The 19437-nt window shown below is 73.1% G+C and carries 21 protein-coding genes and 1 tRNA gene; 11 read left to right on the forward strand and 11 right to left on the reverse strand.

What is annotated here, in order from left to right; all coding sequences use genetic code 11:
* Window positions 1-27: 27 nt before the first annotated feature.
* The 7 genes from JAV76_RS12465 to JAV76_RS12495 all read right to left on the reverse strand — a co-directional run bounded on the left by JAV76_RS12465 (window position 28) and on the right by JAV76_RS12495 (window position 5700).
* Window positions 28-849 carry a phosphotransferase gene (locus JAV76_RS12465; protein WP_198734397.1) on the reverse strand — a complete coding sequence of 274 codons (822 nt, stop codon included), beginning with the start codon at window positions 847-849 and terminating at the stop codon, window positions 28-30.
* 29 nt (window positions 850-878) lie between these two features.
* Window positions 879-1634 (reverse strand): anti-sigma factor, encoded by a 756-nt coding sequence (locus JAV76_RS12470; RefSeq protein WP_198734398.1) that lies wholly within the window; start codon window positions 1632-1634, stop codon window positions 879-881.
* Entirely contained in the window at window positions 1612-2193 is a 582-nt protein-coding gene (locus JAV76_RS12475) for an RNA polymerase sigma factor (RefSeq protein ID WP_307844209.1), read from the reverse strand. Before JAV76_RS12475 ends, JAV76_RS12470 begins: the two co-directional genes overlap by 23 nt.
* Before the next feature lie 35 nt (window positions 2194-2228).
* Window positions 2229-3032: a class F sortase gene (locus JAV76_RS12480; RefSeq protein ID WP_198734400.1), complete on the reverse strand. Its 804-nt coding sequence runs from the start codon at window positions 3030-3032 to the stop codon at window positions 2229-2231.
* Between the two features lie 11 nt (window positions 3033-3043).
* Window positions 3044-3895, reverse strand: a complete 852-nt coding sequence (locus JAV76_RS12485; protein WP_198734401.1) for a DUF4397 domain-containing protein — start codon at window positions 3893-3895, stop codon at window positions 3044-3046.
* 323 nt (window positions 3896-4218) lie between these two features.
* Entirely contained in the window at window positions 4219-4989 is a 771-nt protein-coding gene (locus JAV76_RS12490; RefSeq protein WP_198734402.1) for a phosphotransferase, read from the reverse strand.
* A 108-nt stretch (window positions 4990-5097) separates the two neighbouring features.
* Window positions 5098-5700, reverse strand: coding sequence for a TetR/AcrR family transcriptional regulator (locus JAV76_RS12495; protein ID WP_198734403.1), 603 nt, complete (start codon window positions 5698-5700; stop codon window positions 5098-5100).
* Between the two features lie 80 nt (window positions 5701-5780).
* Here JAV76_RS12495 and JAV76_RS12500 point away from each other — a divergent pair, with 80 nt between their 5' ends.
* Entirely contained in the window at window positions 5781-6308 is a 528-nt protein-coding gene (locus JAV76_RS12500) for a DinB family protein (RefSeq protein WP_198734404.1), read from the forward strand.
* Window positions 6309-6560: 252 nt separating this feature from the next.
* Here JAV76_RS12500 and JAV76_RS12505 read toward each other — a convergent pair.
* Window positions 6561-6634, reverse strand: a tRNA-Gly gene (locus JAV76_RS12505).
* Window positions 6635-6705: 71 nt separating this feature from the next.
* Between JAV76_RS12505 and JAV76_RS12510 the strand changes: the two genes are divergently transcribed.
* From JAV76_RS12510 to JAV76_RS15285, 10 genes are all read left to right on the forward strand, one after another.
* Entirely contained in the window at window positions 6706-7293 is a 588-nt protein-coding gene (locus JAV76_RS12510) for a TM2 domain-containing protein (protein WP_198734405.1), read from the forward strand.
* 97 nt (window positions 7294-7390) lie between these two features.
* On the forward strand, window positions 7391-7966 hold the full coding sequence (dcd, locus tag JAV76_RS12515) for a dCTP deaminase (RefSeq protein ID WP_198734406.1): 576 nt from the start codon (window positions 7391-7393) through the stop codon (window positions 7964-7966).
* Window positions 7967-7969: 3 nt separating this feature from the next.
* Entirely contained in the window at window positions 7970-9052 is a 1083-nt protein-coding gene (locus JAV76_RS12520) for a hypothetical protein (protein ID WP_230402257.1), read from the forward strand.
* 160 nt (window positions 9053-9212) lie between these two features.
* Window positions 9213-12302, forward strand: coding sequence for a Na+/H+ antiporter subunit A (locus JAV76_RS12525; protein ID WP_198734407.1), 3090 nt, complete (start codon window positions 9213-9215; stop codon window positions 12300-12302).
* The gene (locus JAV76_RS12530) at window positions 12299-12784 is read left to right on the forward strand and encodes a Na(+)/H(+) antiporter subunit C (RefSeq protein WP_230402258.1); all 486 of its coding nucleotides are present in this window, start codon (window positions 12299-12301) and stop codon (window positions 12782-12784) included. Before JAV76_RS12525 ends, JAV76_RS12530 begins: the two co-directional genes overlap by 4 nt.
* Window positions 12781-14373: a Na+/H+ antiporter subunit D gene (locus tag JAV76_RS12535; RefSeq protein ID WP_198734408.1), complete on the forward strand. Its 1593-nt coding sequence runs from the start codon at window positions 12781-12783 to the stop codon at window positions 14371-14373. The genes JAV76_RS12530 and JAV76_RS12535 overlap by 4 nt, the downstream gene beginning before the upstream one ends.
* Window positions 14370-14996, forward strand: coding sequence for a Na+/H+ antiporter subunit E (locus JAV76_RS12540; RefSeq protein ID WP_198734409.1), 627 nt, complete (start codon window positions 14370-14372; stop codon window positions 14994-14996). Before JAV76_RS12535 ends, JAV76_RS12540 begins: the two co-directional genes overlap by 4 nt.
* The gene (locus tag JAV76_RS12545; RefSeq protein WP_307844210.1) at window positions 14993-15397 is read left to right on the forward strand and encodes an MrpF/PhaF family protein; all 405 of its coding nucleotides are present in this window, start codon (window positions 14993-14995) and stop codon (window positions 15395-15397) included. The genes JAV76_RS12540 and JAV76_RS12545 overlap by 4 nt, the downstream gene beginning before the upstream one ends.
* Window positions 15394-15834: a monovalent cation/H(+) antiporter subunit G gene (gene mnhG, locus JAV76_RS12550; RefSeq protein WP_198734410.1), complete on the forward strand. Its 441-nt coding sequence runs from the start codon at window positions 15394-15396 to the stop codon at window positions 15832-15834. Before JAV76_RS12545 ends, mnhG begins: the two co-directional genes overlap by 4 nt.
* Window positions 15835-15909: 75 nt before the next feature.
* Window positions 15910-16833 (forward strand): CAP domain-containing protein, encoded by a 924-nt coding sequence (locus JAV76_RS15285; RefSeq protein ID WP_198734411.1) that lies wholly within the window; start codon window positions 15910-15912, stop codon window positions 16831-16833.
* 7 nt (window positions 16834-16840) lie between these two features.
* Here JAV76_RS15285 and JAV76_RS12560 read toward each other — a convergent pair whose 3' ends face one another.
* Genes JAV76_RS12560 through JAV76_RS12570 form a run of 3 tightly spaced genes read right to left on the reverse strand, consistent with a single transcriptional unit; the run spans window position 16841 to window position 19328 of the window.
* On the reverse strand, window positions 16841-17809 hold the full coding sequence (locus tag JAV76_RS12560) for an alpha/beta hydrolase (RefSeq protein ID WP_198734412.1): 969 nt from the start codon (window positions 17807-17809) through the stop codon (window positions 16841-16843).
* Window positions 17806-18465: an LppM family (lipo)protein gene (locus JAV76_RS12565; protein ID WP_198734413.1), complete on the reverse strand. Its 660-nt coding sequence runs from the start codon at window positions 18463-18465 to the stop codon at window positions 17806-17808. Before JAV76_RS12565 ends, JAV76_RS12560 begins: the two co-directional genes overlap by 4 nt.
* A gap of 8 nt (window positions 18466-18473) precedes the next feature.
* The gene (locus tag JAV76_RS12570) at window positions 18474-19328 is read right to left on the reverse strand and encodes an LppM family (lipo)protein (RefSeq protein WP_198734414.1); all 855 of its coding nucleotides are present in this window, start codon (window positions 19326-19328) and stop codon (window positions 18474-18476) included.
* Window positions 19329-19437 lie beyond the last annotated feature (109 nt).

Genomic DNA, 19437 nt, shown 5'->3' on the forward strand with positions numbered 1-19437 from the left:
GCCACCCGGGGCGGCCCGCGGTGCGGGTCAGCGGCGGAGGGCGACCACGCCGTCCGCCGCGCGGTCGTGCGCGGTGACGAGGTGCGCGATCGCCTGGGCCGGGTACCGGGCGGCGAGGTCGTCGGCCATGTACCGGCACGCCCACGCGAGTGCGACGGGCGGGACGTCGTCGAGCCCGGCCACCCGGGTCCAGCCGTCGACGAAGGCACGCCAGACGGGGGCGTCCGCGATGAGGCGCGCCTCGGGGTCGAGGTGCAGGACCGTGGCGGTGCGGGCCCGGTCGAGGTCGGCGGGGCCCGCCGCCGTGTTGGTCCAGTCGAGGACGGCGACCACCTCGTCGTCGTCCCCCAGGAGCAGGTTCAGGGGGTGCAGGTCGAGGTGCAGCAGGCCGGGAGGCGCGGGCAGCGCCGCCTCGGACTGCGCCATGCCGGACGGCGCCGTCCCCGGCCCGAGGCCCGCGGCGACCGGGAGACCGGCAGGGGCGGCCAGGTCGGCGAGGGCCCGGTGGACGTGCCCGCACGCCTCGCCGCGCCGTCGGGCCCGGCGTTCCCCGACGCTCTCGTCCACGTACGCCGTGGACCCGGGGAGCAGCGGCTGGAGCACCACGGACCGTCCCGTGCCCGGGTCGTCCACGCGGTCGAGGACGGTCGGGACGGGCACCACGGACGACGCGGCCCCCGCGGCGAGGAGCTCGGTGTCGAGGACCGCCGACCACCCGGTGCGCAGCACGTGCCGGCCGTGTGCGAACACCTGGCCCGTCGCGCCCCCGAGCGACACCGGCTCGTCGTCGGGGAGCCCGAGCCGGGCGGCGGCCCAGCGGGCGAGGTCGGTCCACGTCGTCCCGGTCACGCACCCATGATGCACCCTGCGCCGAGCGGTCAGGCCTCCTGGTCCGTGAGGGACCCGCGGACCACGGAGTCGCCGGAGTGTGCGGGGTCGCCGTCGAAGTGCTCCTCGGAGACGTCGACCACGGAGAACCGCGAGAGGTCGAGGTCGGCAGGGATGTCGAAGCGCCCCTCGGTGCCCTCGAGCACCCCGATGCTCACCAGGCCGCTGAGGTCCTCCGCGAGGAGCCACACCTCGCGGTAGCCGCCGTCGCTCGGCGGCGCGTCCACGCTCACCACGACCTGGCGGACCCCGTCGGCGGTCTCCTCGACGCGCGCCTCGCCCGTCGAGTCCGCCCAGTCGGGCAGGGCCTCGAGCGTGGCGCTCGCGAGCGTCGTCTCCGTGGGAGCGCCGGGCACGTCCTCACGACGCTCCCAGAGGACGCCGCCCGCGACACCCACGACGAGCGCCACCGATGCGGCGGCCGCGAGCCACCCGGCTCCCGGGCCGCGACGCCTGGACGCGAGGTTCACGACGGGTGCGGGCTCGCGGTCGTCCTGCGGCGCGTCGTCCTGCGCGGCGGCGGCCAGGCCGAGCTCTGCCCGGACCCGGTCCCACACCTCGGGCGCCGGCGGGACGAGGGTGTCGTCGGCCGTCACCGTGCGGGCGGCCCCGGCGACCTCGGCGAGCTCGACGACCTCGTCGGAGCACAGCGTGCACACCTCGAGGTGGGTGCGTTCGGAGTCGCTCGCGACGTCCTCGCCGAGAGCGAGGAGCGCGAGGACCTCAGGGTCGACGTGCTGCACCATCCACCTCCATCCGTGTGCGCAACCTGTTCAGGCTCCGTCTGACGTGACTCTTCACCGTGCCGAGCGGCAGGGACAGCTCGTCCGCGATCTGCACGTGCGTGAGGTCTCGGAAGAACGCCAGCTCGAGGATCGTCCTTCCCGGGTCCCCGAGCCGGGCGAGCTCGTCCGCGATGATCACCCGGTCCGCGACCCCGGAGGCTGCGGACTCCGCGACCCCCACCGTGGCCGGTGCGAGCACCTGGGCGGCCTCCTCGGAGCGTCGGGCACGTGCCCTGGCCGCATGGGTGTCGGCCACCGTGTTCCGGCAGATCCCCATGATCCACGTCGGGAGCTTCGCCCGGTCCGGGTCGAACCCGGAGCGGCCCCGCCACGCCGCGACGAACACCTGCTGCGTGACGTCCTCGGCGTCCGACCGGCTGCCGAGCGAGCGCATGGCGACCGTGTGGACCAGGGCCGACCACCGACGGTACGCGGTCGCCAGGGCGTCCTCGTCGCCGGCGGCGAACGCCACACCGAGGGCGTGGACGTCGTCCTGCTCCGCCCCGTCGGGGACATTCACGGTCAGCCCTCCGGGGGGTGTGGTCTCGTGGGACGTCACCCGGCCGGGACCGCCGTGACGATGACGTTGTCCACATAGTGTCCGGTGCTTCGGTCGAAGTTTCCACCACATGTGACGAGGACCAGGCGCTGGGCGCCGGCGCGGTCGAACACGTCGGCCAGGGGGACCTCCTCCTTGGACACCCGCTCCACGGTGCTCACCGTGTAGCGGTGGACGGTGCCGGCGCCGTCCACGACGGTCACGTCGGCTCCCACCGCGACGTCCACCAGCCGCGCGAAGGGCCCCAGGCCCTCCGTGCGGGTGTCGACGTGCGCGGCGAGGACCGTGGTCCCGGCCGGGCTCGCGGGTGCGGGCCCGTGCTGGTACCAGCCGGCGTCGAGCGCGGTCTCCGGGATGGCCATGGTCCCGTCGTCCGCGACGCCCACCGGCACCACGTCCATCGAGATGTCCACGCTCGCGACGGTCAGCACAGCGGGGGCGGGCGGGGCCGGGGCGGGCTGTTCGTCGGCCGACCGGACCTCGATGCCCTCGAGGGCCGACGCCGGGAGGCCGGCCGCGGCAGGCTCCGACGGCGCCGCGTCGGTGCTCGACGGTGAGGGCGTCGGGGTGTCGGCCGTGGCGGTGGCCGCGTCCGTCGGGACAGGGTCCCCGCCCGAGCACCCCACGAGGAGCAGGGCCACCGCGACCACCGGGGCGGTCAGCCGTCTGCGCAGGAACGGGGTGTCGTGTCCGGTGCGACCGCCCCGGACGTGGCCGACGGGCCCGGCGGTCGACCCCGGGTGGGGTGCGCGTACCGGGCCCGCCGTGTCCAGCGGCCCACCGAGGTGAGCGTCGTGCATGGTCGCTGCGCTCAGCTCTCGCGCGAGCCGACGGTCACGCCACGGCGACGCACCGCGACGATGGTCGCGGCGGCGACCGCGAGGAGCGCGGCGCTCACACCGGCCCACAGACCGGTGCTCGTCGAGGAGCCCGTGTCGGCGAGGCCGACCTCACCGGCGGGGACCCCGGCGGGGGCGGAGTGCAGGCCGTCGATGGTCTGCGTGGCGAGCGCGAGCGTCCCGTCCTCGAGGCTGCCCCACGCGTAGGCGATCGTGCTGACGCCCTCGGCGACCGTGACGTCGACCGGGCCGAGGACCGGCTCGGTGGTGCCCGTCGCGGCGACCGCGGCGGAGACCGTGCCGGCGGGCAGGTCGAGGACCTGCTCGTCGGGGTTGCTCAGGTTCGTGACGACGGCTTGGTCGCCGGCGAGCACGTCGACGGCGGGTGCTGCGGCGACGTGGCGCACCGTGAGGCGGCCCTCGCCCGCGGCGGTGGTCGACGTGTCGTTGGTGAAGAGGGTCGCGGTGGGTTCGCCCGCGGCGTCGAGGTGTGCTGCGGCGGTGTAGCTCATGCCCGCCTCGAGGGGGAGGTCCACGGGACCGATCGCGGGAGCGGAGGCGTCCTCGGCGTCGGCCGCGGTGATCGCCACGCTGTACGTGCCGGCCGGCAGGGTCAGCGGTCCGGCGAGGTCGCCGGGCTCGAAGTCGTCGAGGGTGCGCTCGCCGTTGACCCAGACGTCCACGGTGAGGCCGGGGACGCCGTGCAGGACGGACAGCTCCGCGTCGTCGGCCGCCTGGGCGGGCGCGACGAAGGCGCCCAGGCCGACGAGGGCGGAGGCGGAGGAGGCGGCGAGGATCTTGGCTGCGCGGGTGCGGTGTGTCATGAGATCTCCAGGTGTCCGGACCCCGGCTGGCGGGGTGGCTGACGTGCTGACACCTGCTACTACTCCCGGCGGTCCTGATCCGGATGCACCTCGCGCGAGCTTTTTCTCGCGGGGTTCCGGGAGGTGCTCAGAAGGGGAGGGAGTCGAGGCCTTCGAGGGTCCTCATGAGGACGTCGACACCTTGTCCCAGCTCGATGTCGCCGAAGGCGACCTGCTCGTGCTCGGGCCAGTCGTGGATGGGGTTCATGGACGTACCTCGTCGTGTGGTGCGGAGGGAGGGGTGGGGCGGGACGCGGGCGTCGGTGCCCGCGTGGTCGTGGGTGTCACCGGAGGGCGGCGCGCAGGTCGGCGCGGTGTCGGCTCACGTAGTCGGCGGCGGGGCCCCAGTGGTCGGCGTGCCCCTCGGTGTGGAGGGTGGCCCAGGGCTCGGTGCCGGTCCGCGCGCCGTCGACGAGCAGGTCGTGCATGGCGCGCGTCTGGTCCGCCGTCTGCTGCACGAGGTCGGGTCGTTGCGAGGTGCTCAGCCCGTACCCGTCGACGAGGGCCCGCAGGCGGGTCCCGTCGACGCCCGGGTCGCCGTGGGCGTGGAGCGGCAGGAACGCCTGCGCCACGTACGCGAGGTCCCACAGCCGCGTCCCGGGGCCGGCGCCGTCCCAGTCGATGAAGACCCAGCGGTCGCCGTCGCGCACCAGGTTCCAGGGGGCGAGGTCGTGGTGGCAGACGAGGTCGTCGCCGGGGGCGGGGATGCCCACCCCCCAGACGGCGTCCTCGGGCGGCTCGAAGCTCGAGGCCGCGTCGTGGAGGTCCCGGACGAGCTCGCCGAGGCGCCGCAGCTCGTCGGGCGTCATGGGCCCCAGCTCGGTGGACATGCTCCCGGGGACGTACTCGACGACGTGCCGGCCGCGGTCGTCGATGCCGAAGGACCGTGGCGCGCCCCGGAAGCCGACGCTGGAGAGGTGGAGGAGGAACGCGTGGACCGCGGGGGTGGCCCGGGTGGCGGGCTTGCGCACGGTGTCCCCGAGCACGTCGTCGTGCACGAGGACCGCGGACGGCGCGGCGTACCCCACGGTGCCGTGCTCGTCGTCGTGGTCCATGCGCTCAGTTTGCCTCAAAGGAGCGGGTGAAAAAACTCCTGGAGAGGTCGCATTTCGCCATAGGCTCTTGCGTCCGGCGACGCGAACGCCTAATGGGTGGTCGTGAGGTCAGGCGGCGGCCGCCGCCACACCGACGGCGCGCAGCACGAACGCCTCGGTGGCCGCGATGGCGCGGTCCCGCTCGGGCTGGTGCTCGGGGACGGCCCGCCCGGAGAGGCACGCGTTGACGAGCGTGACCGTCGTGGAGATGTCCTGCGCCGGGAACACGCCCTGTCCGATGCCGTCCGTGAGGATGTCCCGCAGGATGTCCTCGACGAGCACGGCGTGCTCGCGCAGCCGTTGCTGGGTCCCGCGCGACAGGACGGTCCGGAGGTCGGGTCCCGGGGCGAGGTGGAACACGCGCGTGAGCCGCGCCTGCGCCTGGACGTACGTCCGCAGCCGGTGGACGGGGTCGACCACGCCCTCGAGCGACCGCTGGAGGGTCTCGACGTAGCGCTGCGTCTCGAAGGTGATGAACCCGATGAGCAGCGCCTCCTTGTCCGCGAAGTGGTTGTACACGGCGGTCCGCCCCACGCCTGCGGCGGCGGCGATCTCGGCGAACGAGATCGCGTCGAAGCCGCGCTCGCTCATGAGCGTGGACAACGCGGTGAACAGTCGCTGACGGGTCTGCTCGCGGTGCTCCTGGAGGGACCCGCCGATGATCTTCGGCATTGTGACAGTGTGGCATGTCGTGTCAGAACATTCATCCAAGGGTGACCTCACCTCGTCGCGACGGTCGCTAGCATCGGCCCATGGACACCACAGGGATCCCCGCCGACACCAAGGACTGGACCTGGGTCCTCGACCGCCCATGCCCCGAGTGCGGGCTGGACGCAGGGGGCGTCGCCCCCGAACAGGTCGGTGCGCTCGTCGCCTCCACCCTGCCCCGCTGGGCCGCGGTCCTCGCCCGACCGGACGCCCGCGACCGCCCCGACCCGCACACGTGGTCACCGGTCGAGTACGCCGCGCACGTCCGCGACGTCTTCGACGTCATGACAGGGCGCCTCACCCTCATGCTGACCGAGGACGACCCGCCCTTCGCCGACTGGGACCAGGACGCGGCGGCGCTCGCGGCGGGCTACGAGTCGTCCGACCCGGTGCTCGTCGGGCAGGAGCTGGAGGCCGCGGGGCGACGGGCCGCCGATGCCTTCGGCGCCGTCCGCGAGGGCGACGTCGAGCGGCCCGGACGCCGCTCGAACGGGTCGGTCTTCACGGTGGCGACGCTCGGGCAGTACTTCGTGCACGACGTCATCCACCACCTGCACGACGTGAACGCGTGACGAACCCCTGACGACCCCCTGACGAACTCGAGCCGATCGGCCGAGTTATCCACAGATTCTGTGCACAGCCCTGTGGGTATGTGGACGATCGTCCCGCACAGGGTGTGGAAAACGCTGTGGGCGGCCCGGGTGACGAATCGGCGTCCCTGCACCCCTTGACCGAGCCCCGGATCCGTGGCCTCGAGCCTCGGGCCGACGCGTCCGCCGACGCACGAAGGGCCGGTCCTCGGTGGAGGACCGGCCCTTCGGCGATGGAGCGGATGACGGGAATCGAACCCGCGCTATCAGCTTGGGAAGCTGAAGTTCTACCATTGAACTACATCCGCACAGCGACGTCGGCTCGGTCTCCCGAGCGGCGTGCGTGAACGATCATACCCATAGGACAGGAGCGTGCGAAGTGGCCCCCCGACGAGGAGACCCCCGAGCGCGCCCCGCGGCACCGTTCTCCCGCGAGGGCGCGTACCCGCCGCCCGCCCGATACGTGTCCGGCGCCACGTCGCCGCGGCCGCCCACCACGGTCGACCCGGAGCCTCCCGGCACCTACGTCCCCGACCTCCTCGCCCGCATGGCCCCCGTGGAGGAGCCCGGCCGCGCCCAGCGCGCCTTCCGGGCCGCGGTCCACCCCGGGTACGGGACCCAGTCCCCGCGGTGGGCCGCTCGCGCCGCCGCCGCGGCCCGTCCCGCCCTCGACCGCGTCGGCCCGGTCCGGCCCGCCGGCCACGTGCCCGGCACGGAGGTCGTCACCGCCCCGCGCTCCAGGGTCGTCGCGGGCGTCCTCGGGATCTTCCTCGGCGCCACGGGCGCCCACCGTCTCTACACGGGCCGTACCCGCAGCGGCCTCGCGATGCTCGTGGTCACCGTCGCGTCCGGCGGTCTCCTCGTGCCGATCACGGCCACCGTGGGTCTGGTCGAGGGCGTGATGTTCCTGTCCTCCACGCGGGGCATCTACTCGCGCGACGGCTACGGACGCGACCTCCGCGGCTGACCGTCGCGTCGTCCGCCCGCCACCTCACGGCCACCTTCCGGTCGCCTTCCCGGCCTAGGGTGCTGACGCCGGGGTTTTCACCCGCTACGGTGTCACAGTGCTGCTCTCCGACCGTGACATCCGTGCCGAGCTGACCGCTGGTCGCGTCGCGCTCGAGCCCTACGCCCCGGAGATGCTCCAGCCCTCGAGCATCGACGTGCGCCTCGACCGGTACTTCCGGCTCTTCGACAACCACAAGTACCCGTTCATCGACCCCGCCGCCGAGCAGCCCGAGCTCACGCGCCTCGTCGAGGTCGAGCAGGGCGAGCCTTTCGTGCTCCACCCCGGGGAGTTCGTCCTGGGGTCCACGTACGAGTCCGTGCGGCTGCCCGACGACATCGCGGCCCGCCTCGAGGGGAAGTCGTCCCTCGGCCGGCTGGGGCTCCTCACCCACTCCACCGCGGGCTTCGTCGACCCCGGGTTCTCCGGTCACGTGACCCTCGAGCTGAGCAACGTCGCGACGCTGCCCATCACCCTGTGGCCGGGCATGAAGATCGGCCAGATGTGCTTCTTCCGTCTGTCCTCCGCCAGCGAGCACCCGTACGGGTCCTCGGCCTACGGCTCGCGCTACCAGGGGCAGCGCGGGCCCACCGCGTCCCGCTCGTGGCAGAACTTCCACCGGACCGACGTCTAGACCATGGCCGACCTCACCCCGGCGCCGTCGCTGCCGCCGTTCCCCGCCGACTCCGCGCTCGACATCGCGGACCTCTACGTCCGCCACGTCCTCGGCGTGGCCGACGACGTCGACCCGTCCGAGATCGAGGCGCTCGCGCTCTCCCGCTTCCCGTCGACCACGTGGGAGATCCCGCCGACGGAGGAGCAGACGCCCGACGGGCGCCAGGTGCGCCCCGGGACCCTGCGGGTCTCCCGCCACACGGTGATCACGGGGCCGTACGCGCCGCGCACCGAGGACGGCCGGGACCTGGGCTTCGACCACGGCGTGGACATGGTCTACGACGTCCAGTGCCCGCGAGAGCGCGGGCCGGCCCCCTACCGGGGAGGCGGTGACCGCGACGGCCTGGCGCGCGTCTTCGCCGACGGCCTGCCGATCCGTGAGGAGTGGCGCCTGTCCTCGTGGCTCGTGGCCGTCTCCCGTCGCCTGGGCGGGTCCGTCCGGTTCGCCGTCGCCGACGGCGTCACCACCCACGTCACCCCGGACCCCGCGGTGTCCGTCGACGTGACCGTGTACTCCGGCGTGTGGCTCGACCCGGAGGCCGCGGAGAGGGTGTGCCAGCAGGCGAACGCCGGTGCCCGGCTCGCCAGCACCGGCATCCCCTGGGAGGGACCGCCCGCCACCACGGGCGTCGTGCCCGCCCTGCCCGACAGCCCTCTCACGCCGGCGCAGCTCAAGGCGATCCACGAGCGGGCCGACGCCGTCGACGTCGCCGCGCTCCGCGACCCCGCGCCGCTCACCGGGTACGCGGTCGAGGTGGACCTCGGGCGGGACGGGCTCGTCTCCGTCGAGGTCGGTGGCGTCGAGTCCGTACCGCTCGTCCTGCGGGGAGCGCCCTGGGCCCAGAACGGCGCGATCTCCTACCTCGTGCGGTGGACGCCGGAGGACCTCGTCGACTGGCAGCGCGAGGTCCCGTCCTTCGGCCTCAAGGTGTCCCGAACCCGCGCGGCGGGCGTCGTGGCCCAGCTCGCCCGGGCCGTCTACGCGGCTGTCGGCGGCGAGGTCGCCGACCAGGACGAGTTCCTCATGGACCCCGAGGACGTCTGAGTCCTTCGTCACTGGCGCGCCCGCGCGCCGTGACAGGTGACCGTCGGTAGACTCACCTCGGAACTCACACAACTCCATCGTCTGGGCCGCGCCCTGCCCTCAGGGGCGCCCTCGCCTCCCAGGCCGACCGACCACCCGCCCACCACAGGACGGAGCGGACGTGCTGCTGCTGCTCGTTGCCCACGCTGTCATGGCACTCGTCGCGCCCGCGCTGGTCTCCTGGCTGGGACGCCGGGCGTTCCTCGTCATGGCCCTCGCACCGGCCTCCGCGGCCGCCTATGCGCTGAGCCGGACGTCGCAGGTCATGGCGGGCGACCATCCCACCGAGGTGGTCGAGTGGATCCCCACCCTCGGCATCGAGCTGTCGTTCCGCATGGACACGCTGTCGTGGCTCATGCTGCTCCTCGTCGGGGGTGTCGGGGCGCTCGTCCTCGTGTACTGCTCCTCCTACTTCGCGGCCGCAGCGTCCGGCCTCCGCCGGTTCGGCGGTGTCCTCGTCGCGTTCGCCGGAGCCATGGTGGGTCTCGTCACGGCCGACGACATGATCGTCCTCTTCGTGCTCTGGGAGCTGACCACGGTCTTCTCCTACCTGCTCATCGGCCACTACCACGAGCGCAAGGCGAGCCGCCGGGCCGCCATGCAGGCCATCATCGTCACCACCGCGGGCGGCCTCACCATGCTCGTGGGGCTCGTGATCCTCGGGGTGCACGCCGGGACGGGCTTCAGCCTCTCCGGGCTCCTCGCGGACCCGCCGTCCGGGACGGCGGTCACCGCCGGGGTCGTGTGCGTCCTCGTCGGTGCCGCCTCGAAGTCCGCGCTCGTCCCCACCCACTTCTGGTTGCCCGCCGCCATGGCCGCACCCACCCCGGTGAGCGCCTACCTGCACGCCGCGGCCATGGTGAAGGCGGGCGTCTACCTCGTCGCGCGCTTCGCGCCCGCGTACTCGGACCTCGCCGCCTGGGTCGTCGTCGTGTCCGTCCTCGGGTGCGGGACGCTGCTCCTCGGCGGGTACCGGGCGCTGCGGCAGAACGACCTCAAGCTCGTCCTCGCCTACGGGACCGTGAGCCAGCTCGGGCTGATCATCCTCCTCGTCGGGTACGGCACCCAGGGTGCCGCCCTGGCCGGGCTCGCGATGATCGGGGCGCACGCCCTGTTCAAGGCGGCGCTGTTCCTCACCGTCGGTGTCGTCGACTCCGCCGCCGGCACGCGTGACCTCCGCAGGCTCACCGGCGTCGGCCGGGCCATGCCCCTCACGGCCGTCGCCGGCGGGCTCGCCACCGCGTCCATGATCGGCCTGCCCCCGCTCGCCGGCTACGTCGCCAAGGAGGCCGCGCTCGAGTCGCTGCTGCACGGCACGGCGGACGGGCTCCCCGGGTGGTTCGGTCCGGTGGTCGTCGCCGCCGTCGTCGTCGGCTCCATGCTCACCACCGCGTACGGCCTGCGCTTCTTCTGGGGCGCGTTCATGACCAAGAGGACACCCCCGGCCATCCCCGTGGTGTCGCGGACCAGCGACGGGGCCGACGTCGAGACCGGCCTGGTGGACCCGGCGACGATCAGCCGCCAGCCGCTGCTCCTCGTCGGCCCCGGGCTGGTCCTCGGGGTGCTGGGTCTGCTCGCGGCGCTCGCGCCGACCTTCGCGGAGGAGCTCCTCGCCCCCCACGCGGACCTCTACCCCACGGGTGAGCCCGGGCACCTGACCCTCTGGGCCGGTGTCGGTCCGGCGCTCTTCCTCACGCTGGCGATCCTCGGCGTCGGGGCGCTGCTGTTCTGGAAGCGCCGCCCCGTCGAGCACCTGCAGGCCGCCATGCCCGCCGTCCCCGAGGCCGACCGCAGCTACCGCCGCTTCATGCGGATGCTCGACGACCTCGCGGCCGACGTCACCGCCTTCACCCAGCGCGGCTCCCTCCCGTTCTACCTCGGCGCGATCCTCCTCGTCCTCGTCATCGGCCCCGGTGGGGTGCTCCTCACGCAGACGACGTGGCCCGAGGACGTCCGCGCCTGGGACATGCCCGCGCAGGTGGTCCCCGTCCTCGTCATCGTCGTCGCGTCAGTGCTCGCCGCGCGCTCCCGCCGCCGCCTCAAGGCCGTCCTCCTCGTGGGCTTCACCGGGTACGGCGTCGCCATGCTGTTCCTCCTCCACGGAGCGCCCGACCTCGCGCTCACGCAGGTGCTCGTCGAGACCGTCACCCTCGTCGTCATGGTCCTCGTGCTGCGCCGCCTGCCCCCGTACTTCTCCGACCGACCCCTCGCCTCCACGCGCTGGGTCCGGCTCGCCATCGCCGTCCTCGTCGGGATCGCCGCCATGGGGTTCGCGATCGTCGTCCCGGGGATGCGCGTCCACCCGCCCGTCTCCGTCGACTTCCCCGAGGAGGCGTACGAGTTCGGCGGCGGGAAGAACATCGTCAACGTCACCCTCGTCGACATCCGCGCCTGGGACACCATGGGCGAGATCTCCGTGCTCCTCGTCGCCGCGACCGGTGTCGCGTCCCTCGTGTTCCTCAGCCGCCGCGGCGGCCGGATCCTCCGTGCCCAGGACACGCCCGACGTCGCCGGTGACCGGACCACCGGCTGGGTCGTGCCCGGAGGCGACGCGAAGGCGGCCGTCACCGGGCGCACCGCCGGCGAGCTCTCGGGCCTCACCGCCCGCGCCACCGCCGCCGCCCCGCCGTCGTCGTCGATGCGGCACCGGGTGTGGCTCCCCGGGGGGCGGACCCTCGCACCGCTGCGGCGCTCCGTGATCTTCGAGGTCGTCACCCGGCTGCTGTTCCACTCGATGATCGTGTTCGCCCTCTACCTCCTCTTCGCCGGCCACAACCAGCCCGGCGGAGGCTTCGCGGCCGGGATCGTCGTCGGCATCGCCCTGATCATCCGGTACCTCGCCGGCGGTCGGTACGAGCTCGGCGAGGCGCTCCCGCTGCAGCCCGGCCTGCTCCTCGGGACCGGCCTGTTCCTCTCCGCCGGGGTCGGTCTCTTCGCGCTGACCACCGGGGGAGAGGTCCTGCAGAGCGTCATCATCGAGAACCACCTGCCCGTCCTCGGGCACGTCAAGCTCGTGACCTCCGTGTTCTTCGACCTCGGGGTCTTCCTCGTGGTCGTCGGGCTCATCCTCGACATCCTCCGGACCCTGGGAGCCGAGATCGACCGGCACATCGACGAGACCAACGCCTCCGCCGAAGCCCCCGAAGGCGTCGAGGGCACTCCCGAGGACGGGGCGGACCGGGCCGCGCCCACCCCGGAGGTGCGGACATGACCGGCTCCACGCTCATCGACATGAGCCCCAACCTCACGCTCGTCGTCGCGACCGGTGCGCTCTTCATCGCCGGCGTCTACCTGCTCCTCGAGCGCAGCCTCACCCGGGTGCTCATCGGGTTCATCCTCATCAGCAACGGCGTCAACCTGCTCTTCCTCATCGCGAGCGGCCGCGCAGGCGGCCCGCCCCTCATCGGGGAGGCCGAGCCCGCCGAGATGAGCGACCCCCTGCCGCAGGCACTCATCCTCACCGCCATCGTCATCACGCTCGCGCTCACCGCGTTCGTCCTCGCCATGGCGTACCGCTCCTGGCAGCTCCACGGCCACGACGAGGTCCAGGACGACCTCGAGGACCGCAGGATCGTGCGGCTCGCCGCGAAGAACTCCCCGTCGTTCACGGACCTCGACGCGGACGAGGTCACGGAGAGCATCGACGAGCAGGCCGCCGAGGCCCGTGACGAGACCCAGCGGAGCGACTCATGAGCGAGTTCACGTGGCTCGTGCCGCTCCCCGTCGTCATGCCCCTCTTCGCGGCGGGGCTGGCCCTCGCCCTCTACCGGCACCCCAAGGCGCAGCGCGTCACGAGCGTCGTCGCCCTCACCCTCATGGTCGCTGCCGGGGTGGGCCTGCTGTTCCTCGCCGACGGCGGCCCCGTCGTCGTGGACGTCGGGGGATGGGCGGCGCCCGTCGGGATCGACCTCGTCGCCGACCGGCTCTCCGCCCTCATGCTCACCGTGTCGAGCACCGTCATGCTCTGCGTCCTGCTCTACTCCCTCGGCCAGGGCATCAGCGACGGCGACGAGGCCGCCCCGGTGTCCATCTACCACCCGACGTTCCTCGTCCTCGCGGCCGGGGTGTCCAACGCGTTCCTCGCCGGCGACCTCTTCAACCTCTACGTCGGCTTCGAGATCCTCCTCGCCGCGAGCTACGTGCTCCTCACCCTCGGCGGGACCGGTGAGCGCATCCGCGCCGGATCCATCTACGTGGTCGTGGCGCTCCTGTCGTCCGTGCTCTTCCTCATGGCCATCGCCCTCGTGTACGCGGCCACCGGCACGGTCAACCTCGCCCAGCTCGGCCAGCGCCTCCCGGAGATCGATCCCGCCGTCCAGCTGGTGCTCCAGCTCCTGCTCCTCCTCGCGTTCGGCATCAAGGCCGCGATCTTCCCGCTCTCCGCGTGGCTCCCCGACTCGTACCCGACGGCGCCCGCACCGGTGACCGCGGTGTTCGCCGGGCTCCTCACCAAGGTCGGCGTGTACGCGATCCTGCGCACCCAGACCCTGCTGTTCACGGACGGCCGCCTCGACACGGTCCTCATGTGCCTCGCCCTCGCCACCATGGTGGTGGGGATCCTCGGAGCGGTCGCCCAGAACGACATCAAACGACTGCTGTCCTTCACCCTCGTCAGCCACATCGGGTACATGATCTTCGGGATCTCCCTCGCGACCCAGGCCGGCCTCGGCGCGTCGATCTTCTACGTGGCGCACCACATCACCGTGCAGACCACCCTGTTCCTCGTCGTCGGGCTCGTCGAGCGCCGCGGCGGGTCCACGTCCCTCGACAGGCTCGGCGGGCTCGCCAAGATCGCCCCCGGCCTCGCGGTGCTGTTCTTCATCCCCGCCATGAACCTCGCGGGCATCCCGCCCATGTCCGGGTTCCTCGGCAAGGTCGGCCTCCTCGAGGCCGGTATCGCGGTCGGGACACCGCTCGCGTACACGGTGGTCGTCGGATCGGTCGTCACGTCGCTCCTCACGCTCTACGCCATCGTCAAGGCGTGGAACAAGGCGTTCTGGCAGACGCCGCCCGAGGACGTCCCGCCGGCGACCCTCCCGATGACGATGGTCGCGCCCACCGCTGCCCTCGTCGCTCTCGGGCTCCTCATCACCGTCGTGTCCGGACCGCTCTACGCCTACACCGACCGCGCCGCGTCCACCCTCATGGACTCCAGCAGCTACATCGACGCCGTGCTCGGCACCGACGGCCGCGGTCAGGGGGAGTCCACGGACGTCAGCGACGAGGAGGACTCCGGCCCGGAGGTCGAGCAGGACGGCGTCACGGAAGGAGCGGCCCGATGACCATCCACCGCAGGCGCCGCAGCATCGCGGCGCAGTGGAGCACCCTCGTGTGGCTCGTCGCCGTCTGGGTGATGCTCTGGGGCGACCTCTCGTGGGCGAACGTCCTCGGCGGGCTCGCGCTCGCCCTCCTCGTCACGCTCGTCATGCCCCTCCCGAGCATCGACTTCCACGGCAGGTTGCGGCCCCTCGGGTTCCTCAACCTCGTCTTCCGCTTCGCCGTCGACCTCGTGGCCGCGTCGGTCCAGGTGAGCATGCAGGCGTTCCGGTTCGGGCACACCCCGCGCGGGGCAGTCGTCGGGGTCCGGCTGCGGAGCTCCTCCGACCTCTACCTCACCCTCGTCGCGGAGCTCGCGTCGCTCGTCCCCGGGTCCCTCGTCATCGAGGCGCACCGGCTCACCGGGATGCTCTACCTGCACGTCCTGGACGTCGACGTGTCGGGCGGCGTGGACGCGGTCCGTGCGGACACCCTCGCCCTGGAGGAGCGGGTGATGCGCGCGTTCGCGTCCGACGAGGAGCTCCTCCGTGCGGGGATCGCCCGGCGCGGACGGGACCAGCGCCGGCCGGCCGGCCGGACGGGGCCCGACGCGGGGACCGCCGCCGAGAACGAGGAGGTGACCTCGTGATCGTCGCCGTCGTCTGCGGGGTGTTCCTGTCCGTCGCCGCCGTCCTGTCGCTCGTGCGCGCCGAGCGCGGCCCGAGCATGCTCGACCGCACCATCGCGCTCGACGTCTTCGTCACCACCGTCGTCGGGGGGATCGTCCTCGAGGCCGCGTACTCGGGGCGGACCGACACGCTGCCCATCCTCGTCGTCCTGTCCCTCGTCGGGTTCGTGGGCTCGGTGACCATCGCCCGCTTCGCGTCGGTGGAGCCCGAGGGCGAAGGCCGGGTGCGCACGCCGGAGGAGATCGCCGCCGACGAGTCCGCGCTCGTGGACAGCGAGGACGAGCACCCGGTGCTCGGCAACGAGCAGACGCAGAGCGGCGCCCACGGTGGGCACGTGGGCGACGAGGAGGGGGACCGATGAGCTGGTCGTGGGTCGCGGACGTCCTCGCGAACGTGTGCCTGGTGGGCGGGTCGTTCCTGGCGCTCGCCGCCGGTGTCGGTGTGGTCCGGTTCCCCGACCTGCTGTCCCGCATGCACGCAGGCACCAAGCCGCAGGTGCTGGGGCTCATCCTGCTCCTCGCCGGGGAGGCGCTGCGGGTGCGCAGCGTGCAGGTGCTCGGCATGCTCGTCCTCGTCGTCGTCTTCCAGCTGCTCACGGCCCCCGTGGCGGCGCACATGGTGGGGCGTGCCGGGTACCGGACGGGCAAGGTCCGCAGCGAGCTGCTCGTCGTGGACGAGCTCACCCTCGACCGGGTGCCCGGCCTCGCGCCGGACGAGATCACGCACCGCGAGGACCCGCAGGCGGGTCTCGGGGACGACATCGACGTCGATGCTGGTCAGGACCGTCCGGAGCGATAGTTGAGAATTGTCGCATTCTGGGCTTTCGGGCAGTAGGGTGTGGGGCGCACCGCAGTCGACGACACAGGAGGACCCGTGAGTCACGAGGCACCGCTACGACGTGCGCAGCGACGAGCGAGGGCCTCCCGGGTCCGGACGGCCGTCGCGCAGGTGACCGGCGCAGCCGTCTTCGGGCTGTCGATGGCAGCCGTCGTCGCAGTCCTCGTCGCCGGTCCCGAGACGCGTGAGTCGTGGCGGCAGGCGCCCGCCCAGATGATCGAGGCGGGGATCGCCACGGTCACGGGCGACACGGCCCCCGACGGCGCCGGGCAGTCCCGCGAGGACCGCGCCGCCGACGCCGCCTCCCGGTCCTCCCGGACCGCTCGCAGCAGTGCCCCCGCCGCTGCGCCCCTCCCCGAGCCGACGGCCGAACCCTCGGCCGAGCCCGTCGAGGAGCCCGCACCCGAGCCCGCGCCGGAGCCGGAGCCCGAACCCGCCCCGGAGGAGTCGTCCGACCCGGCCGAGCCCGCGCCGGAGGCTCCGGCGCCCGACGCTCCTGCCTCAGACACCCCCGCCGCGGCCCCGCCGGCCGCCGAGGACGTCGCACAGGCACCCGCTCCGGCGAGCCCCGCCCCGGTGGCGTCCGCGGGCATGAACGCGGAGAGTGCCGCCGTCCTCGAGATCCTCAACGCCGAGCGTGCCGCGGCCGGGTGCCAGGCCCTCCGGGCGGACCAGGCCCTCGTGCGCGCCGCACAGCTCCACAGCGAGGACATGGCGGCCAACGACTACATGTCGCACACGAGCCTCGACGGCCGCGGCCCCGGTGAACGCGCGGCGGCGCAGGGTTACACGTCGTGGTCCGGTGAGAACGTCGCCAAGGGGCAGCGCACGGCGGCCGAGGTCATGACCGCGTGGATGAACAGCCCCGGTCACAAGGCGAACATCGTCAGCTGCTCGTCCGTCGCGGTGGGCATCGGGTACTCCGGTGGTGCGTGGACCCAGCTCTTCGGCTACGTCTGACCAGCGCTCAGCCCAGGCGCTCCCGGAGCCAACCGCGCACCTCGTCGAGGTAGGCGGAGCGTGCCGGTTCCGGTGACAGCGCGAGGTCGTGGGCGCCGCCCGGGACGCGCACGACCGTGACGTCCTGACCGAGGCCGGGTGCGCGCGCCGCGATCTGCTCGACGTCCAGGACGCTGTCCGACGTGAGCAGCCCGTCGTGCCGGGACTTCGCGTCCCCGGTCCGGTCGGACGTCAGCACGAGGACGGGGCAGCGGACGTCGAGACCGCGAGCCACCTGGGCGTGCCCCCTCCGGATCGCGCGGAACCATGCGGCGCGTACCGGGAACCCCTCGTGGGGTTTCCACGCGAGGTCGTACGACCACTCGCCGCCCGATCCCGCGTGCAGGGCACGCCCGTAGTGGGGCTGGAGCCGCCCGACGACGGCGCGCGGAGCGAGTGGGGCGAGCGCGTCGACCATGCGGGTGGCGACGACGCGTTGGAACCACGGCTCGTTGAGGTCGAACCAGGGGCTGTTGAGGACGAGGGCGTCGACCGTCGGGTGCGGGCCGCGGGTGCGGGCGTCCGCCCAGAGGCTCGTGATGAGCCCGCCGGTGGAGTGGCCCATGACCACGAGCGTGGTGTGCCCCTCGTCGCGGATCGCCTGGGCCGCGGCGTCGAGCTCCTCGGCGTAGTCCGCCAGGGCGCCCACGACGTTGGGTGTCTGGTGGGGTCGCAGGGACCGTCCGTACTTGCGCAGGTCGAGGGCGTAGAGGTCGTAGCCGTCCGCCGCGAGGGCGTCGGCGACGTGCGTCTGGAAGAAGTAGTCGACGAACCCGTGGACGTAGAGCACGGCGCGCCCCGACGCGGGGCCTGCCCGCCGCACGAGGGTGGCGACCACGTCGCCCTCGTCGTCGGGGGAGAGGTGGAGGGTGCGCGACTCCCAGTCGCCGCCGAGGACGTCGGGCTGCCAGTCACCGTGGTCGGGGCCGGGCGTCATGGATGGTCCTTCCGATGGGATGTGCGGGCACGCAGGATCGCGAGGACGGCGACGGCGGCGAGCACGCCGAGGGCACCGACCGCCCAGGGCGCGGATCGTCCGCCGGCCGACGGGCTCGCGGCGGCTCGTGCCGAGACGTCGAGGACGTCGCCCGTGGCACCTTCCCACACGACGGTGCGACCGTCGGCTGTGCCGGTGCTCTCGCGGACGTCCCCGGGGAAGGTGATGGCGATGCGAACCGTCCCGGTGGCCGGGGTGGCGGTGCGGGTGCTGTCGTCCAGGGCGTAGCGGGACGTGTCGATCGTCCCGGTGACGACGTGCTCGTCGCCCTCCCGCGTGAAGCGGAGCGGGCTGTCGTCCGTGTCGTCGCCCTCGAGGGGGACCGCCTCGAGGACGTACTCGACCCCGACGTGGGTCCCGTCGTCGTGGGGGACCGCGCTCACCCCGGAGGGGAGGTCCGCGGAGAGGGCCTCGACGTCCGCCCACGGCTCCCCGGGTGCGAACCCTGCGGCTACCGCGTGCTCGGCGGAGACGGCGACCACGACCGACCCGTCGACGGTGCCGTCCTCGGAGACGACGAACGTCGCGTCCACCCTCGAGCATCCCCCGAGCGCGAGCGCCAGGAGGATGCCGAGGGTGGACGCGAGCCGACGCACCGGGGTGATCAGCCCTGAGGCTGCTGCGGCGGCTGGGGGGCCTGGCCGGGGACGCCGGGCTGCTGCGTGGGCCAGGCGGCCTGCGGCGTGCCCCCGTTCCCGGGCCCGCGCCGACGCGACGTCACCAACCACACGACGAGCCCGACGAGGGCGAGCGCGCCCACGGCGATGCTGACCCACAGCAGCCAGTTCGTGCCCTCGGACTCCTCGTCCGCGGCGGAGTCGTCCTCGGTGTCGTCCGGCTCCGCGACGGGTGCCTCGGTGGTCGGCTCCTCCGTGGGCTCCTCGGGGACGGTGGCCGCACGGGCGGTCATCTCGAGCGTCTCGCCCCAGACCGGCGTCCAGGTGATGGTGCTGCCCTCGACGGTGCCGTTGGTCTCGAGGACCTCGGCGGGGAAGGTCACGATGACACGGAGGTCCGGGTCGGAGAGGTTGCCGGGGTCGAGCTCGGAGATGCCCTCGAGGCCGAAGGCCTCCTCGGTGAACTCCATCGACCCGTCGAGCACGTACTCGTCGCCCTCGCGGACCACGACCAGCGTGTCGTCGCTCGTCGGGTCGGGTGCGGAGAACTTCGCGAGCGAGCCGTAGCCGAAGGTGAGGCGGGTTCCGGTGTATCCGTCCTGCACGTAGTCCTCGGCCTGCGTGCCCCCGGGCATGCCCTCGGTGGGGTCGAGGACCGACTCCGCCCACATCTGGGCCGCGGTCGACCCGAACGCCTGCGCGAGCTCCTCGGAGATGCCCGCGACGATCTCGGCGTCGACGGTGTCGTCCTCGTTGACCGTGAACGAGGTGTGCATGCGCGTGCACCCGGAGAGGGTGAGCGCGAGCACGAGGCCCGCCGTGACGGCGGTGATCTTCTTCATGGTGCCGCTGGTCCTTTCGTCAGCGTGGCGGAGCGGCAGCACGAGAGATGCGGAGGCTCGCCGGTGGGGTGTGCAGGATGAACTGTGGCACATCACACACCTTCCCGGG

The sequence above is a fragment of the Sanguibacter suaedae genome, assembly GCF_016342785.1.
Lineage (GTDB): Bacteria > Actinomycetota > Actinomycetes > Actinomycetales > Cellulomonadaceae > Sanguibacter > Sanguibacter suaedae.